Source organism: Janthinobacterium sp. OK676 (genome assembly GCF_900103595.1).
Taxonomy (GTDB): Bacteria; Pseudomonadota; Gammaproteobacteria; order Burkholderiales; family Burkholderiaceae_D; genus Janthinobacterium.
The window spans coordinates 390,722-407,834 of the sequence record NZ_FNHA01000003.1 but is presented as its reverse complement, the minus strand read 5'-3'; the positions used below and the strand labels follow the sequence as shown (position 1 = coordinate 407,834).

Sequence of the window (17,113 nt, the reverse complement as noted above, 5' to 3'; positions counted from 1 at the left end):
CGGCGAGGGGCCGGCAACAACGCCCCGGGCATTTGCTCAGGCAGCCATTATGGGTACAAACCGCGCACTTCACGCGCCTGCAGCACGCGCGTGCACGCCAAGATGAAGGTCGCGGTACGCATCGACACTTTCTTCTCTTGCGACACTTGCCATACCGAATCGAACGCTTCGCGCATGATGCGGGTCAGGCGGCTGTTGATTTCTTCTTCCGTCCAGAAGAAGCTCGAGAAGTTCTGCGCCCACTCGAAGTAGCTGACGGTCACGCCGCCGGCGTTGGCCAGCACGTCCGGCACGATCAGCACGCCGCGGTCGGTCAGGATGTCGTCCGCTGCCGGCAGGGTCGGGCCGTTGGCGCCTTCCAGGATGATCTTGGCGCGGATGACTTGTGCGCGTTCGGCCGTGATCTGCTGTTCCAGCGCGGCCGGGATCAGGATGTCGCAATCGATGCCCCAGAAATCTTCGCGCGGCACGAATGCCTCGGCGCCCGGGAAGCCTTCGACGCTGCCTACTTCGGCCACGTGTGCCAGCAATTGCGGGATGTTCAAGCCGCCGGAGTGCACGACGGTGGTCTTGTGGTCTTGTACCGCGACCACTTTCGAGCCGGCTTCAGCGAACATGCGGGCAGCGACGCCGCCCACGTTACCGAAACCTTGCACGATGACTTTCGCGCCTTCGAGCGACATGCCGACCTTGGCGGCCGCATCGCAACCGACGACGAACACGCCGCGGCCCGTCGCATCGCGGCGACCCAGGCTGCCGCCCAGCGAGATTGGCTTGCCCGTCACCACGCCGGTCGACATATTGCCGCCGATCATGGCGTAGCTGTCCATCATCCACGCCATGACTTGTTCATTCGTGTTGACGTCCGGCGCCGGGATATCCTTGTTCGGTCCGATGATCATGCTGATCTCGCTCGTGTAGCGGCGGGTCAGGCGTTGCAGTTCGTTGCGCGACAGGGTCTTCGGATCGACACGGATACCGCCCTTGGCGCCGCCGTATGGCACGTTGACCGCTGCATTCTTGACCGTCATCCAGGCCGACAGGGCCATCACTTCCGACAACGTCACGTCCTGGTGGAAGCGCACGCCGCCCTTGCCCGGGCCGCGCGACAGGTTGTGCTGCACGCGGTAGCCTTCGTAGTGGGCAATGGTGCCGTCATCGCGCTCGATAGGCACGTCGACCGTCAGGATGCGCTTTGGACGCTTCAGCGTTTCCACCCAGCGCGACAGGTTGCCCAGGTACGGCGTAACGCGGTCGATCTGCTCGAGGTAGACGCCCCATGGGCCAAGGTCTTCAGGATTGAGGTAGGAAGGAAGTGCGTGCTTGCTGGTCATGCTTGATAAGCTCCTGACAATACGAATACGTTAGAGGCACAGCCGAGATGCAGCTGCGCGCAGCGGAACCGCATCGTAGGCGATAGCCTCATGCCCCGGCCAATGCTTTGTGCGCATCCGGTTATGCATTTATTGCATAGTTAGGAGATCAGGAAGGAGTTGCAGTGACGGTTGCGCGCCGGCGTTTTTTCCCGCTGCGCGCGGCGCTTTCCTGCGACTGCACCAGGTATTGCCACAGGCTTTCGACGATCTGCTTGCCTGGCCGCAGGCTGGACGGGCGCTCGCGATATAAACGGATTTCCAGCTCGATTTCCCAGCCTGGCGCGCCGCCGTCGGCGCGCGCCAGGTGCTTGTATTTGACGTCGCGCATGACGGCCGATTCGGGCAGGAAGGCGATGCCGCGCCCTTCCAGCGCCATCATTTTCAAGCCTTCGGCCATGTCTGTTTCGTAGCAGGTTTCCAGGAACAGGGGCGCCTTGGCGTCTGCCAGCAGCAATTCCACCATGCGTCCCAGGTAGGCGTTGCTGGTGTAGGAGAGAAAGGGCAGCGGCTCCTTGGCGCTGCCGGGCAGGACGAAGTCCGGCACCTTGTCCTGGCCGCAGCGCGCATACGCACGCAGGGTTTCGCGGCCCATCACCAGCATGTCGTAGCGGCCCGGGTCCAGCTGCACCGGCTGGCGCGGATGGTGATAGCACAGCAGCAAATCGCAGCCGCCATCGACCAGCTGCAGCACGGCGTCGTGCACGTTCAATGCCATCAGGCGGCTGTTGATCGGCGCGAAACCTTCTTCCAGCGCCGTCAGCCATTTCGGCATGAAGGTCAGCGACAGGGTATGCGGCACGGCGAAATCGACGCTCGTTTGCGTGGCGGCCCGCTTGCCGCGCAAGAGGGCGCGCACGCCGTTGATCTGTCCCAGCATTTCCAGCGCCTGTTCGTAGAATACGGCGCCGGCCGGCGTCAACCGCGTCGGGTAGGAGGTACGGTCCACCAGGTCGATGCCGAGCCAGTTTTCCAGCGACTGGATGCGCCGCGAAAAGGCGGGCTGGGTGACGTGGCGCAGGGCCGCGGAACGGCTGAAATTATGCGTCTCAGCGAGCGAGATGAAGTCTTCCAGCCATTTGGTTTCCATCGCGGGACCGTTCCGTTATCAAGGGCAGGGGCAAGGTAAAGTGGTCAGGGCGTCTCGGGCGATGCCGCCGGCTGGTACAGCGCGGCGGGCAGGCCAAAGAAGGACGGCGGACCCAGGGTCGTGCCATCGAGCGAGCCGCCCGCGTTCAAGCCCTTGTTGACGGCCGCCAGCAGGGAGCTGCGGCTGGCCAGATTTTGCAGCAGCGCGCGCGGGCCGTTGTGGAAGGTGTGCTGGGCGATATCCGCGGCGACGACAAAGATCGGCTCGCGGCGCTGGGGGAACTCCACCCATTCGCCGTCCTCGTCCTGCGCGCAGAAAGTATCGGGCAAGGTCATGTTTTCGGCGCCGGGAAGGTGCGACGCCAGCACCAGGCCGAAGGCTTCCGGCACCACGTCGGCCAGGCGGCGCACGGTAAGGTCGTCTTGCACCAGGGCGCGCACTTGCGCTTCCACTGCGTCTTCGGCGTCGGGCTGCGCGCCCAGGATTTTCACGGCCTGATAAATCAGGTCCGGCGAGAGTGCTTCCATCAAATCATCTCCAGGATCATGGCGACGATTTCGTCGCCGTACGAGGCCAGTTTTTTCTCGCCCACACCGCTTACGCCGCGCATCTGTTCCAGCGAAGTAGGCTTGGCCTTGGCGATTTCGCGCAGGGTGGCGTCGACGAAAATCACGTAGGCGGGCACGTTGTGCGTGCGCGCCGTCTCCACGCGCCACCAGCGCAGCTTGTCGAAGATCGCCTGCTCGCTGGTGGACAGGTCCGTCTCGACATAGCCCTTCGCCACGCTGGTGCTGCGCTTGCTGGTTTTCACCGGTTTCTGGTACTGGCGCAGCTGCACTTTCTGGCCGCCCTTGAGCACGGGACGCGAGGCGTCCGTCAGCTTCAGCGAGCTGTATTGTTCATGGTCGACCGAGACGAGGCCCAGCGCGATGGCCTGGCGCAGGATCGATTTCCATTCCGCTTCTCCCAGGTCCGAGCCGATGCCGAACACCGACAAGGAATCGTGGTGCCAGGTCTTGATGCGTTCCGATTCCACGCCGCGCAGCACGTCGATCACGTGGCCGCCGGCGAAGCGCTGGTCGACGCGGTAGATGGCCGACAGCAGTTTTTGCACGGGCACCGTGCCGTCGAACGACACGGGCGGCACCAGACAGGTGTCGCAATTGCCGCACGGCGAAGCCGGTTCGCCGAAGTATTCGAGCAGGCGCATGCGGCGGCAGCTGAGCGTTTCGCACAGGCCCAGCATGGCGTCGAGTTTGACGCCCAGCACGCGCTTGAAGGTGTCGTCCGCTTCCGACTCGTCGATCATGCGCCGCTGCAGCACCACGTCCTGCAAGCCGTACGCCATCCAGGCGTTGGCGGCCATGCCGTCGCGGCCCGCGCGCCCCGTTTCCTGGTAATAGCCCTCGATGCTTTTCGGCAGATCCAGATGCGCGACGAAGCGCACGTCGGGCTTGTCGATGCCCATGCCGAAGGCGATGGTGGCCACCATGACGATGTTTTCTTCGCGCAGGAAGCGCGCCTGGTTGGCGCTGCGCTTGGCGTACTCCATGCCGGCGTGATAGGGCAGGGCGCGGATGCCGCTCTGGTTCAGAAATTCCGCCGTCTCTTCGACCTTTTTGCGCGACAGGCAGTAGACGATGCCGCAGTCGCCCGCGTGTTCCGTGTTGATGAAGTCGAGCAGCTGCTTGCGCCCGTTGGCCTTTTCCACGATCTGGTAGCGGATGTTCGGGCGGTCGAAGGACGAGACGAACTGGCGCGCGTCTTCCAGCTGCAAACGCAGGGCGATTTCGGCGCGCGTCTGCGGGTCGGCCGTGGCCGTGAGCGCGATGCGCGGCACGTCCGGGAACTGCTCGTGCAGCACCGACAGCTTGATGTATTCGGGACGGAAGTCGTGGCCCCACTGGGCCACGCAATGCGCCTCGTCGATGGCGAACAGGGCGATCTTCGAGGCCTGGAACAGGTCCAGGCAGCGTTGCGTCATCAGGCGCTCGGGCGCCACGTAGACGACGTCGATGCCGCCCGTGCGCACCAGGCGCTCGATGCGGCTCGCTTCTTCGTAGGTTTGCGTGGAATTGAGGAAGGCGGCGCGCACGCCGACCTCCTCCAGCGCGTCGACCTGGTCCTGCATCAGCGCGATCAGGGGCGAGATGACGACGCCGACGCCGTCGCGCAGCAGCGCGGGAATCTGGTAGCACAGCGACTTGCCGCCGCCCGTGGGCATCAGCACCAGCGCGTCGCCGCCATGGCTGACGTGGTCGACGATGTCGGCTTGCTGGCCGCGGAAGGCCGGGTAGCCGAAAACGGTTTGCAGCAGGTGCAGCGCGCGCTGGTTAAGATCTTGATTCATGGTGCCTTATTCTGCCCAAACAACCCAGCCGTAGTGGGCGCTGGCCAACACCAGCAAGCCGAACACGATGCGGTACCAGGCGAAAAACGTGAAGTCGTGCGAGCTGATATAGCGCAGCAGCCAGCGCACGCACAGGAAGGCGGAGACAAAGGCCGCCACAGTGCCCAGGCCGAACAGGGGCACGTCGGTGGCCGACAGGATGTCGCGCGCCTTGTACAGAGAATAGGCGGTGGCCGCCAGCAGGGTCGGGATGGCCAGGAAGAACGAGAATTCGGTGGCCGTCTTGCGCGACAGGCCCAGCAGCATGCCGCCGATGATGGTCGAGCCGGAACGGCTGGTGCCGGGGATCAGCGCAAACGCCTGCGCGCAGCCCACTTTCAGGGCGTCGAACGGCGTCATTTCATCGACCGAGTTGACGCGTACGGTGACGGGATTGGTGCGCGCGCGGCGCTCCACCAGCAAAATCACGATGCCGCCGATGATGAAGGCCATGGCCACGGGCACGGGCTTGAACAGCGCATGCTTGATCATCTTGCCAATTGCCAGGCCGATGATGGCCAGCGGCAGGAAGGCGATGGCCACGTTGAGCACGAACTTGCGCGACTTCGCTTCGCTGCCGAAGGTGGTCAGCACCTTGCCGATGCGCTGGCGGTATTCCCAGCACACGGCCAGGATGGCGCCGGCCTGGATGGCGATTTCGAAGACATCCATGACTTCTTTCGAGACATCCTTGGTAAAGTCGAGCAGGCTGCCGGCCAGGATCAAATGTCCGGTGGACGAAATCGGCAAGAATTCGGTGAAACCTTCGACCAGCCCCATGATGATGGCTTTTAACGCAAGAATGAGATCCATAGGTGTATAAACGGGTATAAGTGGCAGGATGGGGTGAGTGCGTGGCGCCACCAATGTGCGCGGGGTCGAAGCTTACCATGCCGGAGGCCCGGCTAGCCGATTTGGGCGCTGCCGGGCGGCGCTTTTTTCGCGCCGTCCGGCAGGCGGAGGGACGATCAGGATAGCTGTTTTTCCGGCGCCACCAGGCGCGCGCTGGCTGCCACCAGCAGCAGGGCGGCGCCCAGCATGGCAAAGGCGATATTCAGGCTGGTGGCGTGCGCCACGAAACCGATCACGGCCGGGCCGGCCAGGATGCCCGCATAGCCGATGGTGGTGATGGCTGCCACCGCCAGGCTGGCCGGCATGGCGTGTTGCTGGCCCGCCGCCGTAAACAAAATGGGTACGATGTTCGCCGCGCCCAGGCCGATCAGCACGAACCCAAACATGGCCAGGCTGGCATGCGGCGCCAGCACGGCCAGGAAGAAGCCTGCCGCCGCGCACAGGCCGCCAAAAATAAGCACCCGCTTGCCGCCAAAGCGGCTGACCACCTTGTCGCCCGTAAAGCGGCCCACCGTCATGGCGATGGCGAAGGCGGCGTAGCCGAGGCCGCCCTTGGCTTCCTCCACGCCGCGCGTGGTGGTGAGGAACAGGGCGCTCCAGTCGAGGATGGCGCCTTCGGCCAGGAAGACGATAAAGCACAGCAGGCCGATGAAAATGACGGCGCCGTGCGGCATGACGAACAGCGGCGTCTTTTCGCCGGAGGCGGACGCCGTCGGCAGCAGATGGCCTTGCGCCGCGCCCAGCACGCCACACAGCAGCAGCATCACCACCACGCAGGACCAGGCAGGAGACAAGCCCAGCCACAGCAGCAGAGCCATGCAGGCCGCGCCGGCAAAGCCGCCCACGCTGAACAGCGCATGAAAGCCCGACATCATGGCGCCGCCGTTGGCCTTTTCGATGACCACGGCCTGGATATTGATGGCCACGTCGAACGTGCCCATGGCCGCGCCGAACACCAGCAGCACCAGGCCCAGTTGCAGCGGCGTGGCCGCCAGCGCCAGGCCGGGCAGCACGGCCGTCAACAGCAGGCCGGCGCAGACAATGACCTTGCGGCAACCGAAACGTGCCGTGAGCATGCCCGTGAACGGCATCGCGCACAGCGAGCCTGCGCCCAGGCACAGCAGCAAAATGCCGAGCGTGGCTTCATCGAGGCCCAGGCGCGACTTGGCGTAGGGAACCAGCGGGGCCCAGGCGGCCATGCCGAGGCCGGCGGCGAAAAAGACCAGGCGCGTGGCGCGTTGTTGCAGGGTGCCGGTGAGATGCATGGGGGAGCTTTTCAAGAGTCGGGGTGGATAAAATCAGGCGTGGGCGCGCAATACTTGCACGCCCAGCCGTTCAAAGGCGGCAACGTGGACAGCATCGGCATCGGCTTCGAGCACCAGGTGCTGCAGCAAGCCCGTGGCCAGTACGCCGAACGGTGCGGCCGTGCCCAGCTTGTCGCTGGTGACGGCCACGACGACCGCCTTGCTGGCGCCGGCAATGCTGCGCTTGAATTCGGCCTCGTCGTAGTTGAATGCCGTCACGCCCGCGTCCGCATCGGCGCCGCAAGCACCGAGGAAGCACAGGTCGGGATGCATGCGCTCGACTGTGCGCAGCGCCTGCGGCCCCAGGCTGGCGCCGGCACGGCGGTCGACCCGGCCGCCAGCCATGATCAGCTCGATTTCCGGACGTTCCATCAGCGCCATGGCGATCGCTGGCGCGTTGGTGATGACAGTGAGCGCCAGCGGCGGCAAGGCGCTGGCGATGGCCAGGTTGGTCGAACCCGCGTCGAGAAACAGCACCTGCCCCGCGCGCACGAGGGACACGGCCGCCTGCGCCAGGCGCGCCTTGCGCTCGGGCGCTTCCTGCTTGCGCTGCGTCAAAGTGCCGCCGTCGGGCGCCAGCGGCAGTGCGCCGCCATACACGCGCTGGCACAGGCCAGCCGCCGCCATCTCGCGCAAGTCGCGGCGTATCGTATCTTCGGAAACGTCAAGCTGGCGCGCCAGGTCCAGCGCCAGCACGCGGCCATCGGCCTGCAATTGTTGCTGGATCAGCGCGTGGCGTTGTTTGAGGAGCAGGGTGGCGGACATGGTGAACTTATAAACGTGCAGGAATGTGCATGAATATACGCAAACGCGCAAATGAGGTCAACCGTTATCTGTCAGCCGCCGCCGCGCCCTTCAAGGCGCCGTCAGCCGCTCCAGCTCGGCCAGCCAGCGGATGGCATGTTCGCGGCTGTCGCCGCACATGTCCTCGGATGGCTGCAAGCCACCGCAAAACGCGGGCCGCTCGGGCCGGCCGAAGATCTTGCAACGGTTGTCGTCAGCCAGCTGCACGCAGCGCACGCCTGCGGGTTTTCCATCCGGCATGCCAGGAATCGGGCTGGTGATGGAGGGGGCGGTGCAGCAGGCGCCGCACGATGGACGGCATGCCAGGGGGGCAGAGGGTGACATGGGATTTCAAACGGACGGGTGAGGAGCCGACAGTATAGCAAGCCGGCTCCCGTGCGTCGCCAGGGCGCGCTTAGCGCACGATGCTGACGCGCTTGCCAGACAGGGTGCGGCGGGCCGGATCGCCATGCACGGTGATACGGCCTGAACCGCTGGCGCGGGCGTTGACTTCGTTTTGGACGGTGACGTTGATGTCGCCGGAACCATTGCTCGCCAAATAGGCAACGTCGCTGCTCACGGAGGCCAGGTTGATGTCGCCCGAACCATTCACGTTGGCGTCGATGCGCTGCACGGCGCCGCTGGCGCTGACGCTGCCCGAGCCGTTGACCGCCACGTTGACGCGCTCGCCGCGCACGCTGCCCAACTGTATGTTGCCCGAACCGTTCTGCACCGCGTCCGTGTTGCCGCTGGCGAGGGCCGCCGCGTTGATGCTGCCGGAACCATTGTTGGCCACGTTGAAGCGTCCCACCGTGCCCGACAATTCGCTCTTCATCGAACCGCGCTGCTCCAGGCTGAAATCGTCGCCATTGAAACCGCTGGCCACCAGGCGGCCCGAGCCGGAAATGGTGATCTTCTTCAATTGCGGCGTCGTGTAGATCACGTGGATGCCATTGCTGCTGCGAATGTTCGTATCGCTCCAGATGCGCAGGGTATTGCCGCTCACTTCGCTATGGATGCGCGGCTGCAGATTGCTGTCCGCTTCGATCACCAGCGATGTCGCCGGCCCGACGCGCACGTCGATCTTGATATCGATGCGTTTCATGCTGTCGATGTCGAGCACGCTGATGTTGCCGACCTGGCGCACGTCGCGGCTCACTTGCTCGTTGCCCTGGATGGCATTGCTGTTTGACTCGGCATGGCGCACGTCGCCATCGTTGGGGTTGATGACGATGGCGCAACCGCCAAGGGCAACGGCACAGCACAGGGCCAGCATGGTACGCATGGTGTTTCCTTTATGATTGTTTTAATTTGGGAACAGAAAAAGCCGGCTGCCGCGCCGCGGCTGCCGTGCTGTCGATGACAAGGTAGCAAATCCGACACGCTTGCTAAGTAGAAATGCGATGAACTGCGCAAAATGGGGGCTGAAACGTATTCTGGTCCACCCGGTGCCGAAGGTCCGGCGCCGGCACGGAGGGTACAATGCCTGTGTCCGGCGTGCCGGGCGGTGTGTCGCGCTTGACCTCACCGGTAGACAGGTCTACTATTAATGACTCAAAAGTAAGTTACTTGGAAAGACAGATGCAAGCCCCGATTGATACCAAGCCCCGCTGGGAGCGGCGCAAGGATGCCCGCCCGCAGGAATTGCTCGCCGCCGCCCTCGACTTGTTTGTCGAACGGGGCTTCGCATCGACGCGCCTGGAGGATGTGGCCAAGCGGGCTGGCGTGTCGAAAGGCACCTTGTACCTGTACTTCGAGAATAAACAGGAACTGTTCAAGGCGGTGGTGCGCGACAATATCGTGCAGTCGATCGGCGAGGCGGAAGACAGCATGGCCGCCTCGGACAGCAGCAGCGCCGAGTTGTTGCGCAGCATGATGATGCAATGGTGGGAAGAGTTTGGCGCCACCAAGCTGGCCGGTTTGACCAAGCTGATGTTGGCCGAATCCAACAATTTCCCCGAATTGGCGCAGTTTTACAACGAAGAGGTGGTCACGCGCGGCAATGCGCTGATCGCCAGCCTGGTCGAACGGGGCATGCAGCGCGGCGAGTTCCGCCAGGTCGATCCCGTGCTGGTCAGCACCATCCTCAGCGCGCCCGTCACCATGCTCATGATGTGGACGCATTCCTTCCTGCCGTGCGAGGTCAAGAACATCGATCCGGTGGCCTATATGAATGCCTTTATCGACATGAGTTTGCGCAGCCTGCAGGCGGAGGCGCCCGGGAAAAGCTGACGCGCCGGCGTCGCTGCTACCGTTCAGTTGCCCCTTTTCCAAGGTTCGCCCCCCCAAATCTGCAGATCGTCGCAAATTTCCTCCATTCCCCGCCTTTATGGTTAACATGTGCTTTCAGCCAGTTCAACGATAAAATGGCGGATTATTACTTCACTTACCGAGTCCAAAGATGAATATCGAACAAGCCCGCTTCAATATGATCGAACAGCAAATCCGTCCATGGGACGTACTGGATATCGACGTGCTGGAGCTGTTGAACGTGGTCAAACGTGAAGATTTCGTACCGGCCGCCTATAAGAACCTGGCCTTCGTCGATACCGAAATTCCACTGGGTGGCGGCGAATGCATGTTCACGCCGAAGCTGGAAGCGCGCATTTTGCAGGACGTAGCAGTCAAGAAGCATGAAAATGTGCTGGAAATCGGCACCGGCAGCGGTTACATGGCCGCTTTGCTGGCGCACAAGGCGCGGCATGTGACGAGCGTGGAAATCGTTCCCCAATTGAAAACCCTGGCCGAGCAGAACCTGGCCGCCAATGGCGTCACCAACGTGACCGTGGAACTGGGCGACGGCGCCCAAGGCTGGAGCAAGGGCGCGCCATACGACGTGATCGTCGTGTCCGGCGCCCTGTCGGTCCTGCCGGAAGCGCTGTTGCAACAAGTGAAAGTCGGCGGCCGCATCCTGGCCATCATCGGCGAAGCGCCGATCATGTCCGCGCACCTGATCACGCGCACCTCGGACAAGGCTTACGACACGCGCAAGCTGTTTGAAACCAATGTCACGCCGCTGCAAGCTGTTGCACCGTCGCATTTCCAGTTCTGAGGCGACCGATTCGATGGAGCATTTGAGCGCACCGCAGCTGGCCGCCTGGCTGGCCGACACTTCCCGCCCGCGTCCGTTCCTGCTGGACGTGCGCGAGCAGTGGGAGTTTGAGCTGTGCCACCTCGATGGCGCCACCCTGATGCAGATGAATTCGATTCCTGCGCGTATCGACGACCTCGATGAAGACGCGGAGATCGTCTGCATCTGCCATCACGGCATGCGCAGCATGCAAGTGGCTGCCTTCCTGGAGCGCAATGGTTTTGGCAAGATCAGTAATTTGACGGGCGGCGTGCACGCCTGGGCGCTGCAAGTCGACAGCAGCATGCCTCAATACTAAATTATTTTGCAGTAGATGCACTCCCAGGTATGCCATCGGGCATGCCTGCGGAGGCCTGTACCCTGCTCTTATCCGGGCGGGCGCCAGGCAGGCTGTAACAGATTTTTGATTCCATCAACTTTTGACGACTCCAACGGAGAAATGCAATGCGGAAACCCCTTATCGCCGTGCTGATGACCAGCGCTTTTTTCTCGCTTAACACGCAGGCGGCCGATCTCATCCAGGTGTACCAGCAGGCGCTGGCCAATGACGCGCAGTATGCGAGCGCGCGTGCTGCCCTGTCGGCCGGGATGGAGCGGGTTCCGCAGGGGTTGGCAGGCTTGCTGCCGCAAGTGTCGGCGTCAGGCAGCAACACGCGCAACAGCATCGAGCCGATCACCAGCACGATTTCCATGCCGACGGTCAAGGTGCACACGAATACCTACAACCTGACCCTGGCGCAGCCGCTGTTCCGCTGGGATCGCTGGGAAACCTATCAGCAAAGCAAGCTGGCGCAGGCGATTGCCGAAGCGCAATTTGCACAGGTGCAGCAAGACCTGATCACGCGCGTGGCGCAAGCGTATTTCGACGTGCTGAGCGCGCAGGATAACCTGGGCGCCACGCAGGCGCAAAAAGTGGCGACGACGGAGCAGCTGGCATCGGCCAAGCGCAACTTCGAAGTCGGCACGCAAACGATTACCGACACGCACGAAGCGCAAGCGGCCTACGACCTGGTGGTGGCGCAGGAATTTGCCGCCATCAATGACCTGGCCAACAAACGCAGCGCCTTGCAAACCATCATCGGCGAAGCGCCAACCTCGCTGGCGCCGATGCGCACGGGCGTGGTCATCAGCGCGCCGGAACCGGCCGCCATCGAACCGTGGGTGAGCTCGGCGGAAGAGCAGAACTACGGCGTCGTCACGGCCCAGTTCAGCGTGGAATCGGCCAAGCGCGACATCGGCCGCAACCGCGCCGGCCACTACCCGACCCTGGACCTGATCGCCAACGCGGGCCATACCTACACGACGGGCGGCGGCAGCGGCAGTTCCAACAACAACGCCATCGGCGTGCAGTGGAGCATCCCGATCTTCAGCGGCTTTGCCGTCACCAGCAAGGTGCGCGAATCGATCGCGCTGGAAAACAAGGCCCGCAACGACCTGGAAACGGCACGCCGCGCCGCATCGCAAGGCGCGCGCCAGGCTTTCCTGGGCGTCAACAGCGGCCTGGCGCAAGTGAAGGCGCTGGAAGCGGCGGAAGTGTCGAGCAAGTCGGCGCTGGAGTCGAACCAGCTCGGTTATCAAGTGGGCGTGCGCATCAATATCGACGTCTTGAATGCGCAGAAACAATTGTTCTCGACGCAAAAAGATCTGTCGAAAGCCCGCTACGACACCATCATGAACGGCTTGCGCCTGAAGGCGGCGGCCGGCACCCTGAAGGAAACGGACTTGATGCCAGTGAACGCCTTGCTCGACAAGTAATATTTGTCCCGGGATTCAGATGAAAACCAGCACCGGCGACGGTGCTGGTTTTTTTTCGCCCCGTGCCCGGCGTCACACGACGCGGCTGTTGGCGATTTGTGTCAGGATCACCCCGGCGACCACCAGCCCCGCACCGGCCCAGTGCAGCGGAGAAATGTGCTTGATGGCAAAGCCCAGCAAGCCATAACGGTCGATGGCCAGCGCGGCCAGCATTTGCCCGCCGATGACGGCCGCCATGAAGGGGCCGGAACCCATGCGCGGCGCCAGCATCAGCGCGGCCGTAATGTAAAACACGCCGGCCGCGCCGCCCAGCCAGGACCAGCCCGGCCCCCGCATGGCGAGGCTGACATCGGGCGCCGGCACCCGCCAGACCAGCATCACGAGCGAGGCGAGCACGGCGCTGACGGCCAGCGAGGCGAGCGTGGCCCACAGCGGGTGGCCCAGGTTGCGGCCCAGCGCGGCATTCGCGCCCGCCTGGAAGGGGACGACGGCGCCGGCCAGCATGGCCAGCGGGGCAAATACGGTAATCCATCCATGCATATGCGACTCCATCACTGTTGAGTTGATGGGATCATCGTATTATGCTGTCATGATTAAATCCAATTCGTAGTTTGTCATTAAACTATGCACCAAATGAATAATCTGCGGGCCGTCGATTTGAATTTGCTGGTGATCCTGGACGCCCTGCTCAGCGAGCGCCACTTGTCGCGCGCGGCCGAGCGCTTGCACATGAGCCAGCCTGCCGTCAGCCATGCGCTGGCCCGCTTGCGCCATTTGCTCGGCGATCCGCTGCTGCTGCGCGGCAAGGGCGGCTTCCAGCCGACGGCGCGCGCCCTGGAATTGGCGCGGCCGCTGGCCGAAGCCCTGCAAAGCGTGCGCTCCGTGCTCGGTGGCGCCGTCTTCGAGGCGGCCACGGCGCAGCGCGTGTTTCGCCTGGCCATGTCGGATTACGGCGCGGCGCTGATCTTGCCTCGTTTGTTGCGGCGTCTGCGCGTGGAAGCGCCAGGCATCGACCTGGCCGTCAGGCACGCCAGCCGCCCGGCCATGATCGCGGGCGTGCAGGATGGCGAGATCGACCTGGCGCTGGGCGTGTTCCCGCAACTGCCCGAGCAATTACATCGAGAAACCCTGTTCGAGGAAACCTTCGTGTGCGCGCTCGATCCGGCCAGCCTGGCGTCCGGTGAAATGCTGAGTCTGGAAACCTATCTGGCGCGCCCGCATGTGCTGGTGGCATCCGGCGAAGGCGGCATGGCGGCCGAAGTCGACGCGGCTCTGGCCCAGCTGGGAAAGACGCGTCGCATCGCCGTGCGTGTGCCGCACTGGACGGTTGCGCCGGCGTTGCTGCTGGGAACGGATTTGATACTGACGGTGGCGCGGCGCGCCTTGCAGGGGCGCGCGGCGCAGGGGCTGGCGCTGTACGCCGCGCCATTTGCCATCGCGCCGTTTGCGTTTGAAACGATACGCCACCGCCGCACGGACGGCGATGCGGGCATCGCCTGGCTGCGCGCGGCCATCGCACAGGCCGCCGAGCCAGGCTGAGGACTTACAGGCCGGCGCCCTGGCCGTCGAACTTGCGTTCGATCAATTCGATCTTGTAGCCGTCCGGGTCGGTGATGAAGGCGATGACCGTGTTGCCGCCTTTGACGGGACCCGGTTCGCGCGTGACGTTGCCGCCGTTCGCGCGTGCCGCGTCGCAAGCGGCGACGATGTCCTCGGCCGAAATGGCGATGTGGCCGTATGCCGTGCCCAGCTCGTAGCTGGTGGTGCCGTAGTTATACGTCAGTTCCAGTTCCGCGTGGTCGGGGTTCGAGCCATAACCGACGAAGGCCAGGGTGTACTGGTATTCCGGATTGTCGCTGGTGCGCAGCAGCGTCATGCCCAGGACCTTGGTATAAAAATCGATGGAGCGCTGCAGGTCGCCGACCCGTAACATGGTGTGCAAAATACGCATCGTAAATCCTTGATAGTGATAGGGGAATGGCAGGATTTTATGCGTTTTACGGCTTTCGTGCCGAGACCGCCCCTGCCGTCCGGTGATGGAACGGCAGCGGATGGCATGCCGGCATTACTCCAGATGGGCGTCCAAGGTGATTTCCGTGGCCAGCAACTTCGATACGGGGCAGCCGAGCTTGGCGCGCAGGGCCGCGTCTTGGAATGCTTCGTCGGTGGCGCCGGGAATGGTGGCCACCAGGGTCAGGTGCACGGCCGTGATGGCATAGCTGCCATCGATTTTTTCCAGGCTGACGTCGGCCGTGGTTTTCAGGGCCGTGGCGCGCAGGCCAGCCTCGCCCAGCTGGCCGGACAGGGCCATGGTGAAGCAGGCGGCATGGGCTGCGCCGATCAGTTCTTCCGGATTGCTGCCGGGACCGTCTTCGAAGCGCGTGTTGAAGCCATAGGCCACATTGTCGAGCGCGCCGCTTTGGGTGGAAATAAACCCCTTGCCATCTTTAAGGCCGCCACTCCAGACGGCTGATCCTGTTTTTTTCATGATGTACTCCTTGCGTGGTTCGAGCATCCATCATGCGCGAGCCTCCCTTGCCCTTCCGTTCGTTGCGCCACACAGGGGGAGCATGCAGGGAGGCATGTGGGGCGCATCGGCAGTCACGGCGCCGGCGTCACGCGCCAGATGACATTGCCCACGTCGTCCGCCACCAGCAGTGCACCCGCCTTGTCGACGGCCACGCCGACGGGGCGTCCCTGCGCCTTGCCATTGCTGTCGAGGAAGCCGCTGACGACGTCCTGCGGCGGCCCGCTGGGCACGCCATTCGTGAAGGGCACGAAGATGACTTTATAGCCGCTGTAGGGCTTGCGGTTCCACGAGCCGTGCTGGCCGATGAAGGCGCCGCCCCGGTAGCGTTCGGGCAGCAGGGCGCCGTCATAAAACGCGAGGCCCAGCGAGGCCGTGTGCGCGCCCAGCGCGTAGTCGGGAGCAATGGCGGTGGCCACCAGTTCAGGGCGCAGCGGCTTGACCCGGGCATCGACGTGCTGGCCGAAATAACTGTAGGGCCAGCCATAGAAGGCGCCATCCTTGACGGACGTCATGTAGTCGGGCACCAGATCGTTGCCCAGTTCGTCGCGTTCATTGACGGCCGTCCAGAGTGCCCCGCTGTGCGGCTGCCAGGCCATGCCGACGGGGTTGCGCAAACCCGTCGCATACACGCGTGCCTTGCCCGTGGCGCGCGTGACTTGCCAGATGGCGGCGCGTCCGTCTTCGGCCGACAGACCGTTCTCGCCCACGTTGCTGTTCGAGCCGACGGAAACATAGAGGAATTTACCGTCGTCGCTGGCGACGACGTTCTTGGTCCAGTGGTGATTGATGGGCCCGCCCGGCAAATCCATCACCTTGACGCCGGGTGCCGTGATGGCCGTTTGTCCAGTTTTGTATGGGAAACGCAGCAGCGCATCGGCATTTGCGACATACAGATCGTTGCCCACCAGGACCATGCCGAATGGCGAGTGCAAGCCTTGCAGGAACACGCTGCGCGATTGCGCCACGCCGTTGCTATCGACACCGCGCAACAGGGTGATGCGGTTGGCGCTGGGCGTGGCGGCGCCCGCTTTTTTCATTTGCATCTGCATGATGGCGCCCTTGATGCCCTTGTTATCGTCGGGCTTCGGCGGCGCATTCGTTTCCGCCACGAGCACGTCGCCATTCGGCAACACATACAGCCAGCGCGGATGGTCGAGGTCGCGCGCATACGCATGGACGGCCAGGCCAGGCGCGGCCACGGGGCGCTGCGCTGCCGTCCAGCGCTGCACGGGCGCCACGTTGACGGTGGGAATCAGTTGCTTGTCCGGCGCGGGCAGGGCGGGTTGCGGGCCGAAGCCCACGGGCATGGCGGGCGCCTGGGCGTGCGCGATGGGCGCGCCGCAGGCAGCGGCCAGCAGCAAGGAACAGACGTAACGGTGCATGGCGTACTCCGGAACAGCAGTGTCTGAGGGTTGGAGTCAGGGCGCCTTCTTTGGTTCCAGCTGCGGGTCCGGACGTGCCTGTTGCGGCGCGGCGGGCTTGACCTTTTCCACGCCGGGCTGGGCGCGGCGGTCCGTGTCGACCAGGCCCTGTTCCAGGTCGCTGGCCGCCTGCTGCATGATCTTGCGCGGCCGCACGTTTTGCGCATCGGGCGATTCATCGCGCTCGTGTGGCAGGCGGTCGACGCCGTCATTCTTGACCTTTGCATCGGTATTGATCTTGCGTTCGCTATGCTGGGTAACCATATGGCCTCCTGACAGGAAAAAGGATGTGAGGCCAGTGTCCCGCCGCCATGGGCCGCGTGCAAGCGGATTTGCCCATGCAGGGAGCGCTGGCGCACGCATGGACGATTCTTTTTCTGCGCTACACTGCGTGCAACACCAAGAACGCCCCTTGCGGGCACACGGCAGCCGCACTATACTGTGCATATATACAGTATCATGCGATGCCGGCGTGCGACGCGACAGCCTGGGGCGGCTTGCCACCGAATTCACTACCGAGACTCT

Annotated in this window: 19 protein-coding genes; 5 read left to right on the top strand and 14 right to left on the bottom strand. The window is 63.7% G+C overall.

Annotation, left to right across the window (positions count from 1 at the left end; all coding sequences use genetic code 11):
* Positions 1 to 47 precede the first annotated feature (47 nt).
* From BLU39_RS08710 to BLU39_RS08670, 9 genes are all read right to left on the bottom strand, one after another.
* Positions 48 to 1,334: a Glu/Leu/Phe/Val family dehydrogenase gene (locus BLU39_RS08710; RefSeq protein ID WP_034745922.1), complete on the bottom strand. Its 1,287-nt coding sequence runs from the start codon at positions 1,332 to 1,334 to the stop codon at positions 48 to 50.
* Positions 1,335 to 1,482: 148 nt separating this feature from the next.
* Positions 1,483 to 2,463 (bottom strand): LysR family transcriptional regulator, encoded by a 981-nt coding sequence (locus BLU39_RS08705; protein WP_046684443.1) that lies wholly within the window; start codon positions 2,461 to 2,463, stop codon positions 1,483 to 1,485.
* A gap of 44 nt (positions 2,464 to 2,507) precedes the next feature.
* On the bottom strand, positions 2,508 to 2,990 hold the full coding sequence (locus BLU39_RS08700) for a hypothetical protein (protein ID WP_092711933.1): 483 nt from the start codon (positions 2,988 to 2,990) through the stop codon (positions 2,508 to 2,510).
* Positions 2,990 to 4,813 (bottom strand): DNA helicase RecQ, encoded by a 1,824-nt coding sequence (gene recQ, locus BLU39_RS08695; protein ID WP_092711931.1) that lies wholly within the window; start codon positions 4,811 to 4,813, stop codon positions 2,990 to 2,992. Before recQ ends, BLU39_RS08700 begins: the two co-directional genes overlap by 1 nt.
* Positions 4,814 to 4,819: 6 nt before the next feature.
* Positions 4,820 to 5,665: an undecaprenyl-diphosphate phosphatase gene (locus tag BLU39_RS08690; protein WP_092711929.1), complete on the bottom strand. Its 846-nt coding sequence runs from the start codon at positions 5,663 to 5,665 to the stop codon at positions 4,820 to 4,822.
* Positions 5,666 to 5,820: 155 nt separating this feature from the next.
* Positions 5,821 to 6,969 carry an MFS transporter gene (locus tag BLU39_RS08685; RefSeq protein WP_092711927.1) on the bottom strand — a complete coding sequence of 383 codons (1,149 nt, stop codon included), beginning with the start codon at positions 6,967 to 6,969 and terminating at the stop codon, positions 5,821 to 5,823.
* Positions 6,970 to 7,002: 33 nt separating this feature from the next.
* Positions 7,003 to 7,773, bottom strand: coding sequence for a DeoR/GlpR family DNA-binding transcription regulator (locus BLU39_RS08680; RefSeq protein ID WP_092711925.1), 771 nt, complete (start codon positions 7,771 to 7,773; stop codon positions 7,003 to 7,005).
* 90 nt (positions 7,774 to 7,863) lie between these two features.
* Positions 7,864 to 8,136 (bottom strand): YkgJ family cysteine cluster protein, encoded by a 273-nt coding sequence (locus tag BLU39_RS08675; RefSeq protein ID WP_092711923.1) that lies wholly within the window; start codon positions 8,134 to 8,136, stop codon positions 7,864 to 7,866.
* Between the two features lie 70 nt (positions 8,137 to 8,206).
* Complete coding sequence (locus tag BLU39_RS08670; protein ID WP_092711921.1) at positions 8,207 to 9,076, bottom strand: head GIN domain-containing protein; 870 nt, start codon at positions 9,074 to 9,076, stop codon at positions 8,207 to 8,209.
* A 296-nt stretch (positions 9,077 to 9,372) separates the two neighbouring features.
* Here BLU39_RS08670 and BLU39_RS08665 point away from each other — a divergent pair, with 296 nt between their 5' ends.
* The 4 genes from BLU39_RS08665 to BLU39_RS08650 all read left to right on the top strand — a co-directional run bounded on the left by BLU39_RS08665 (position 9,373) and on the right by BLU39_RS08650 (position 12,637).
* A complete protein-coding gene (locus BLU39_RS08665; protein ID WP_092711919.1) occupies positions 9,373 to 10,023 on the top strand; it encodes a TetR/AcrR family transcriptional regulator in 651 nt (216 codons plus the stop codon).
* A 169-nt stretch (positions 10,024 to 10,192) separates the two neighbouring features.
* Positions 10,193 to 10,843: a protein-L-isoaspartate O-methyltransferase family protein gene (locus tag BLU39_RS08660; RefSeq protein ID WP_092711917.1), complete on the top strand. Its 651-nt coding sequence runs from the start codon at positions 10,193 to 10,195 to the stop codon at positions 10,841 to 10,843.
* Positions 10,844 to 10,856: 13 nt separating this feature from the next.
* Positions 10,857 to 11,180, top strand: a complete 324-nt coding sequence (locus BLU39_RS08655; RefSeq protein WP_092711915.1) for a rhodanese-like domain-containing protein — start codon at positions 10,857 to 10,859, stop codon at positions 11,178 to 11,180.
* A 146-nt stretch (positions 11,181 to 11,326) separates the two neighbouring features.
* Complete coding sequence (locus tag BLU39_RS08650; protein ID WP_092711913.1) at positions 11,327 to 12,637, top strand: TolC family outer membrane protein; 1,311 nt, start codon at positions 11,327 to 11,329, stop codon at positions 12,635 to 12,637.
* A 72-nt stretch (positions 12,638 to 12,709) separates the two neighbouring features.
* On the opposite strand, the gene BLU39_RS08645 is transcribed toward BLU39_RS08650, so the two are convergent.
* Positions 12,710 to 13,177: a DMT family transporter gene (locus tag BLU39_RS08645; protein WP_175539242.1), complete on the bottom strand. Its 468-nt coding sequence runs from the start codon at positions 13,175 to 13,177 to the stop codon at positions 12,710 to 12,712.
* A 93-nt stretch (positions 13,178 to 13,270) separates the two neighbouring features.
* On the opposite strand from BLU39_RS08645, the gene BLU39_RS08640 reads away from it, so the two are divergent.
* On the top strand, positions 13,271 to 14,176 hold the full coding sequence (locus tag BLU39_RS08640; protein ID WP_092712236.1) for a LysR substrate-binding domain-containing protein: 906 nt from the start codon (positions 13,271 to 13,273) through the stop codon (positions 14,174 to 14,176).
* 4 nt (positions 14,177 to 14,180) lie between these two features.
* On the opposite strand, the gene gloA is transcribed toward BLU39_RS08640, so the two are convergent.
* From gloA to BLU39_RS08620, 4 genes are all read right to left on the bottom strand, one after another.
* Positions 14,181 to 14,588, bottom strand: coding sequence for a lactoylglutathione lyase (gene gloA / locus BLU39_RS08635; RefSeq protein ID WP_092711909.1), 408 nt, complete (start codon positions 14,586 to 14,588; stop codon positions 14,181 to 14,183).
* A 114-nt stretch (positions 14,589 to 14,702) separates the two neighbouring features.
* Positions 14,703 to 15,125, bottom strand: a complete 423-nt coding sequence (locus tag BLU39_RS08630) for an OsmC family protein (protein WP_035828320.1) — start codon at positions 15,123 to 15,125, stop codon at positions 14,703 to 14,705.
* Between the two features lie 113 nt (positions 15,126 to 15,238).
* Entirely contained in the window at positions 15,239 to 16,549 is a 1,311-nt protein-coding gene (locus BLU39_RS08625; RefSeq protein ID WP_092711907.1) for a PQQ-dependent sugar dehydrogenase, read from the bottom strand.
* 36 nt (positions 16,550 to 16,585) lie between these two features.
* The gene (locus tag BLU39_RS08620) at positions 16,586 to 16,852 is read right to left on the bottom strand and encodes a hypothetical protein (protein ID WP_092711905.1); all 267 of its coding nucleotides are present in this window, start codon (positions 16,850 to 16,852) and stop codon (positions 16,586 to 16,588) included.
* Between the last annotated feature and the right edge of the window lie 261 nt (positions 16,853 to 17,113).

Coding starts and splice junctions, on each gene's coding strand:
- BLU39_RS08710 (WP_034745922.1), bottom strand. CDS start 1,334: ATGACCAGCAAGCACGCACTTCCTTCCTACCTCAATCCTGAAGACCTT.
- BLU39_RS08705 (WP_046684443.1), bottom strand. CDS start 2,463: ATGGAAACCAAATGGCTGGAAGACTTCATCTCGCTCGCTGAGACGCAT.
- BLU39_RS08700 (WP_092711933.1), bottom strand. CDS start 2,990: ATGGAAGCACTCTCGCCGGACCTGATTTATCAGGCCGTGAAAATCCTG.
- recQ (WP_092711931.1), bottom strand. CDS start 4,813: ATGAATCAAGATCTTAACCAGCGCGCGCTGCACCTGCTGCAAACCGTT.
- BLU39_RS08690 (WP_092711929.1), bottom strand. CDS start 5,665: ATGGATCTCATTCTTGCGTTAAAAGCCATCATCATGGGGCTGGTCGAA.
- BLU39_RS08685 (WP_092711927.1), bottom strand. CDS start 6,969: ATGCATCTCACCGGCACCCTGCAACAACGCGCCACGCGCCTGGTCTTT.
- BLU39_RS08680 (WP_092711925.1), bottom strand. CDS start 7,773: ATGTCCGCCACCCTGCTCCTCAAACAACGCCACGCGCTGATCCAGCAA.
- BLU39_RS08675 (WP_092711923.1), bottom strand. CDS start 8,136: ATGTCACCCTCTGCCCCCCTGGCATGCCGTCCATCGTGCGGCGCCTGC.
- BLU39_RS08670 (WP_092711921.1), bottom strand. CDS start 9,076: ATGCGTACCATGCTGGCCCTGTGCTGTGCCGTTGCCCTTGGCGGTTGC.
- BLU39_RS08665 (WP_092711919.1), top strand. CDS start 9,373: ATGCAAGCCCCGATTGATACCAAGCCCCGCTGGGAGCGGCGCAAGGAT.
- BLU39_RS08660 (WP_092711917.1), top strand. CDS start 10,193: ATGAATATCGAACAAGCCCGCTTCAATATGATCGAACAGCAAATCCGT.
- BLU39_RS08655 (WP_092711915.1), top strand. CDS start 10,857: ATGGAGCATTTGAGCGCACCGCAGCTGGCCGCCTGGCTGGCCGACACT.
- BLU39_RS08650 (WP_092711913.1), top strand. CDS start 11,327: ATGCGGAAACCCCTTATCGCCGTGCTGATGACCAGCGCTTTTTTCTCG.
- BLU39_RS08645 (WP_175539242.1), bottom strand. CDS start 13,177: ATGCATGGATGGATTACCGTATTTGCCCCGCTGGCCATGCTGGCCGGC.
- BLU39_RS08640 (WP_092712236.1), top strand. CDS start 13,271: ATGAATAATCTGCGGGCCGTCGATTTGAATTTGCTGGTGATCCTGGAC.
- gloA (WP_092711909.1), bottom strand. CDS start 14,588: ATGCGTATTTTGCACACCATGTTACGGGTCGGCGACCTGCAGCGCTCC.
- BLU39_RS08630 (WP_035828320.1), bottom strand. CDS start 15,125: ATGAAAAAAACAGGATCAGCCGTCTGGAGTGGCGGCCTTAAAGATGGC.
- BLU39_RS08625 (WP_092711907.1), bottom strand. CDS start 16,549: ATGCACCGTTACGTCTGTTCCTTGCTGCTGGCCGCTGCCTGCGGCGCG.
- BLU39_RS08620 (WP_092711905.1), bottom strand. CDS start 16,852: ATGGTTACCCAGCATAGCGAACGCAAGATCAATACCGATGCAAAGGTC.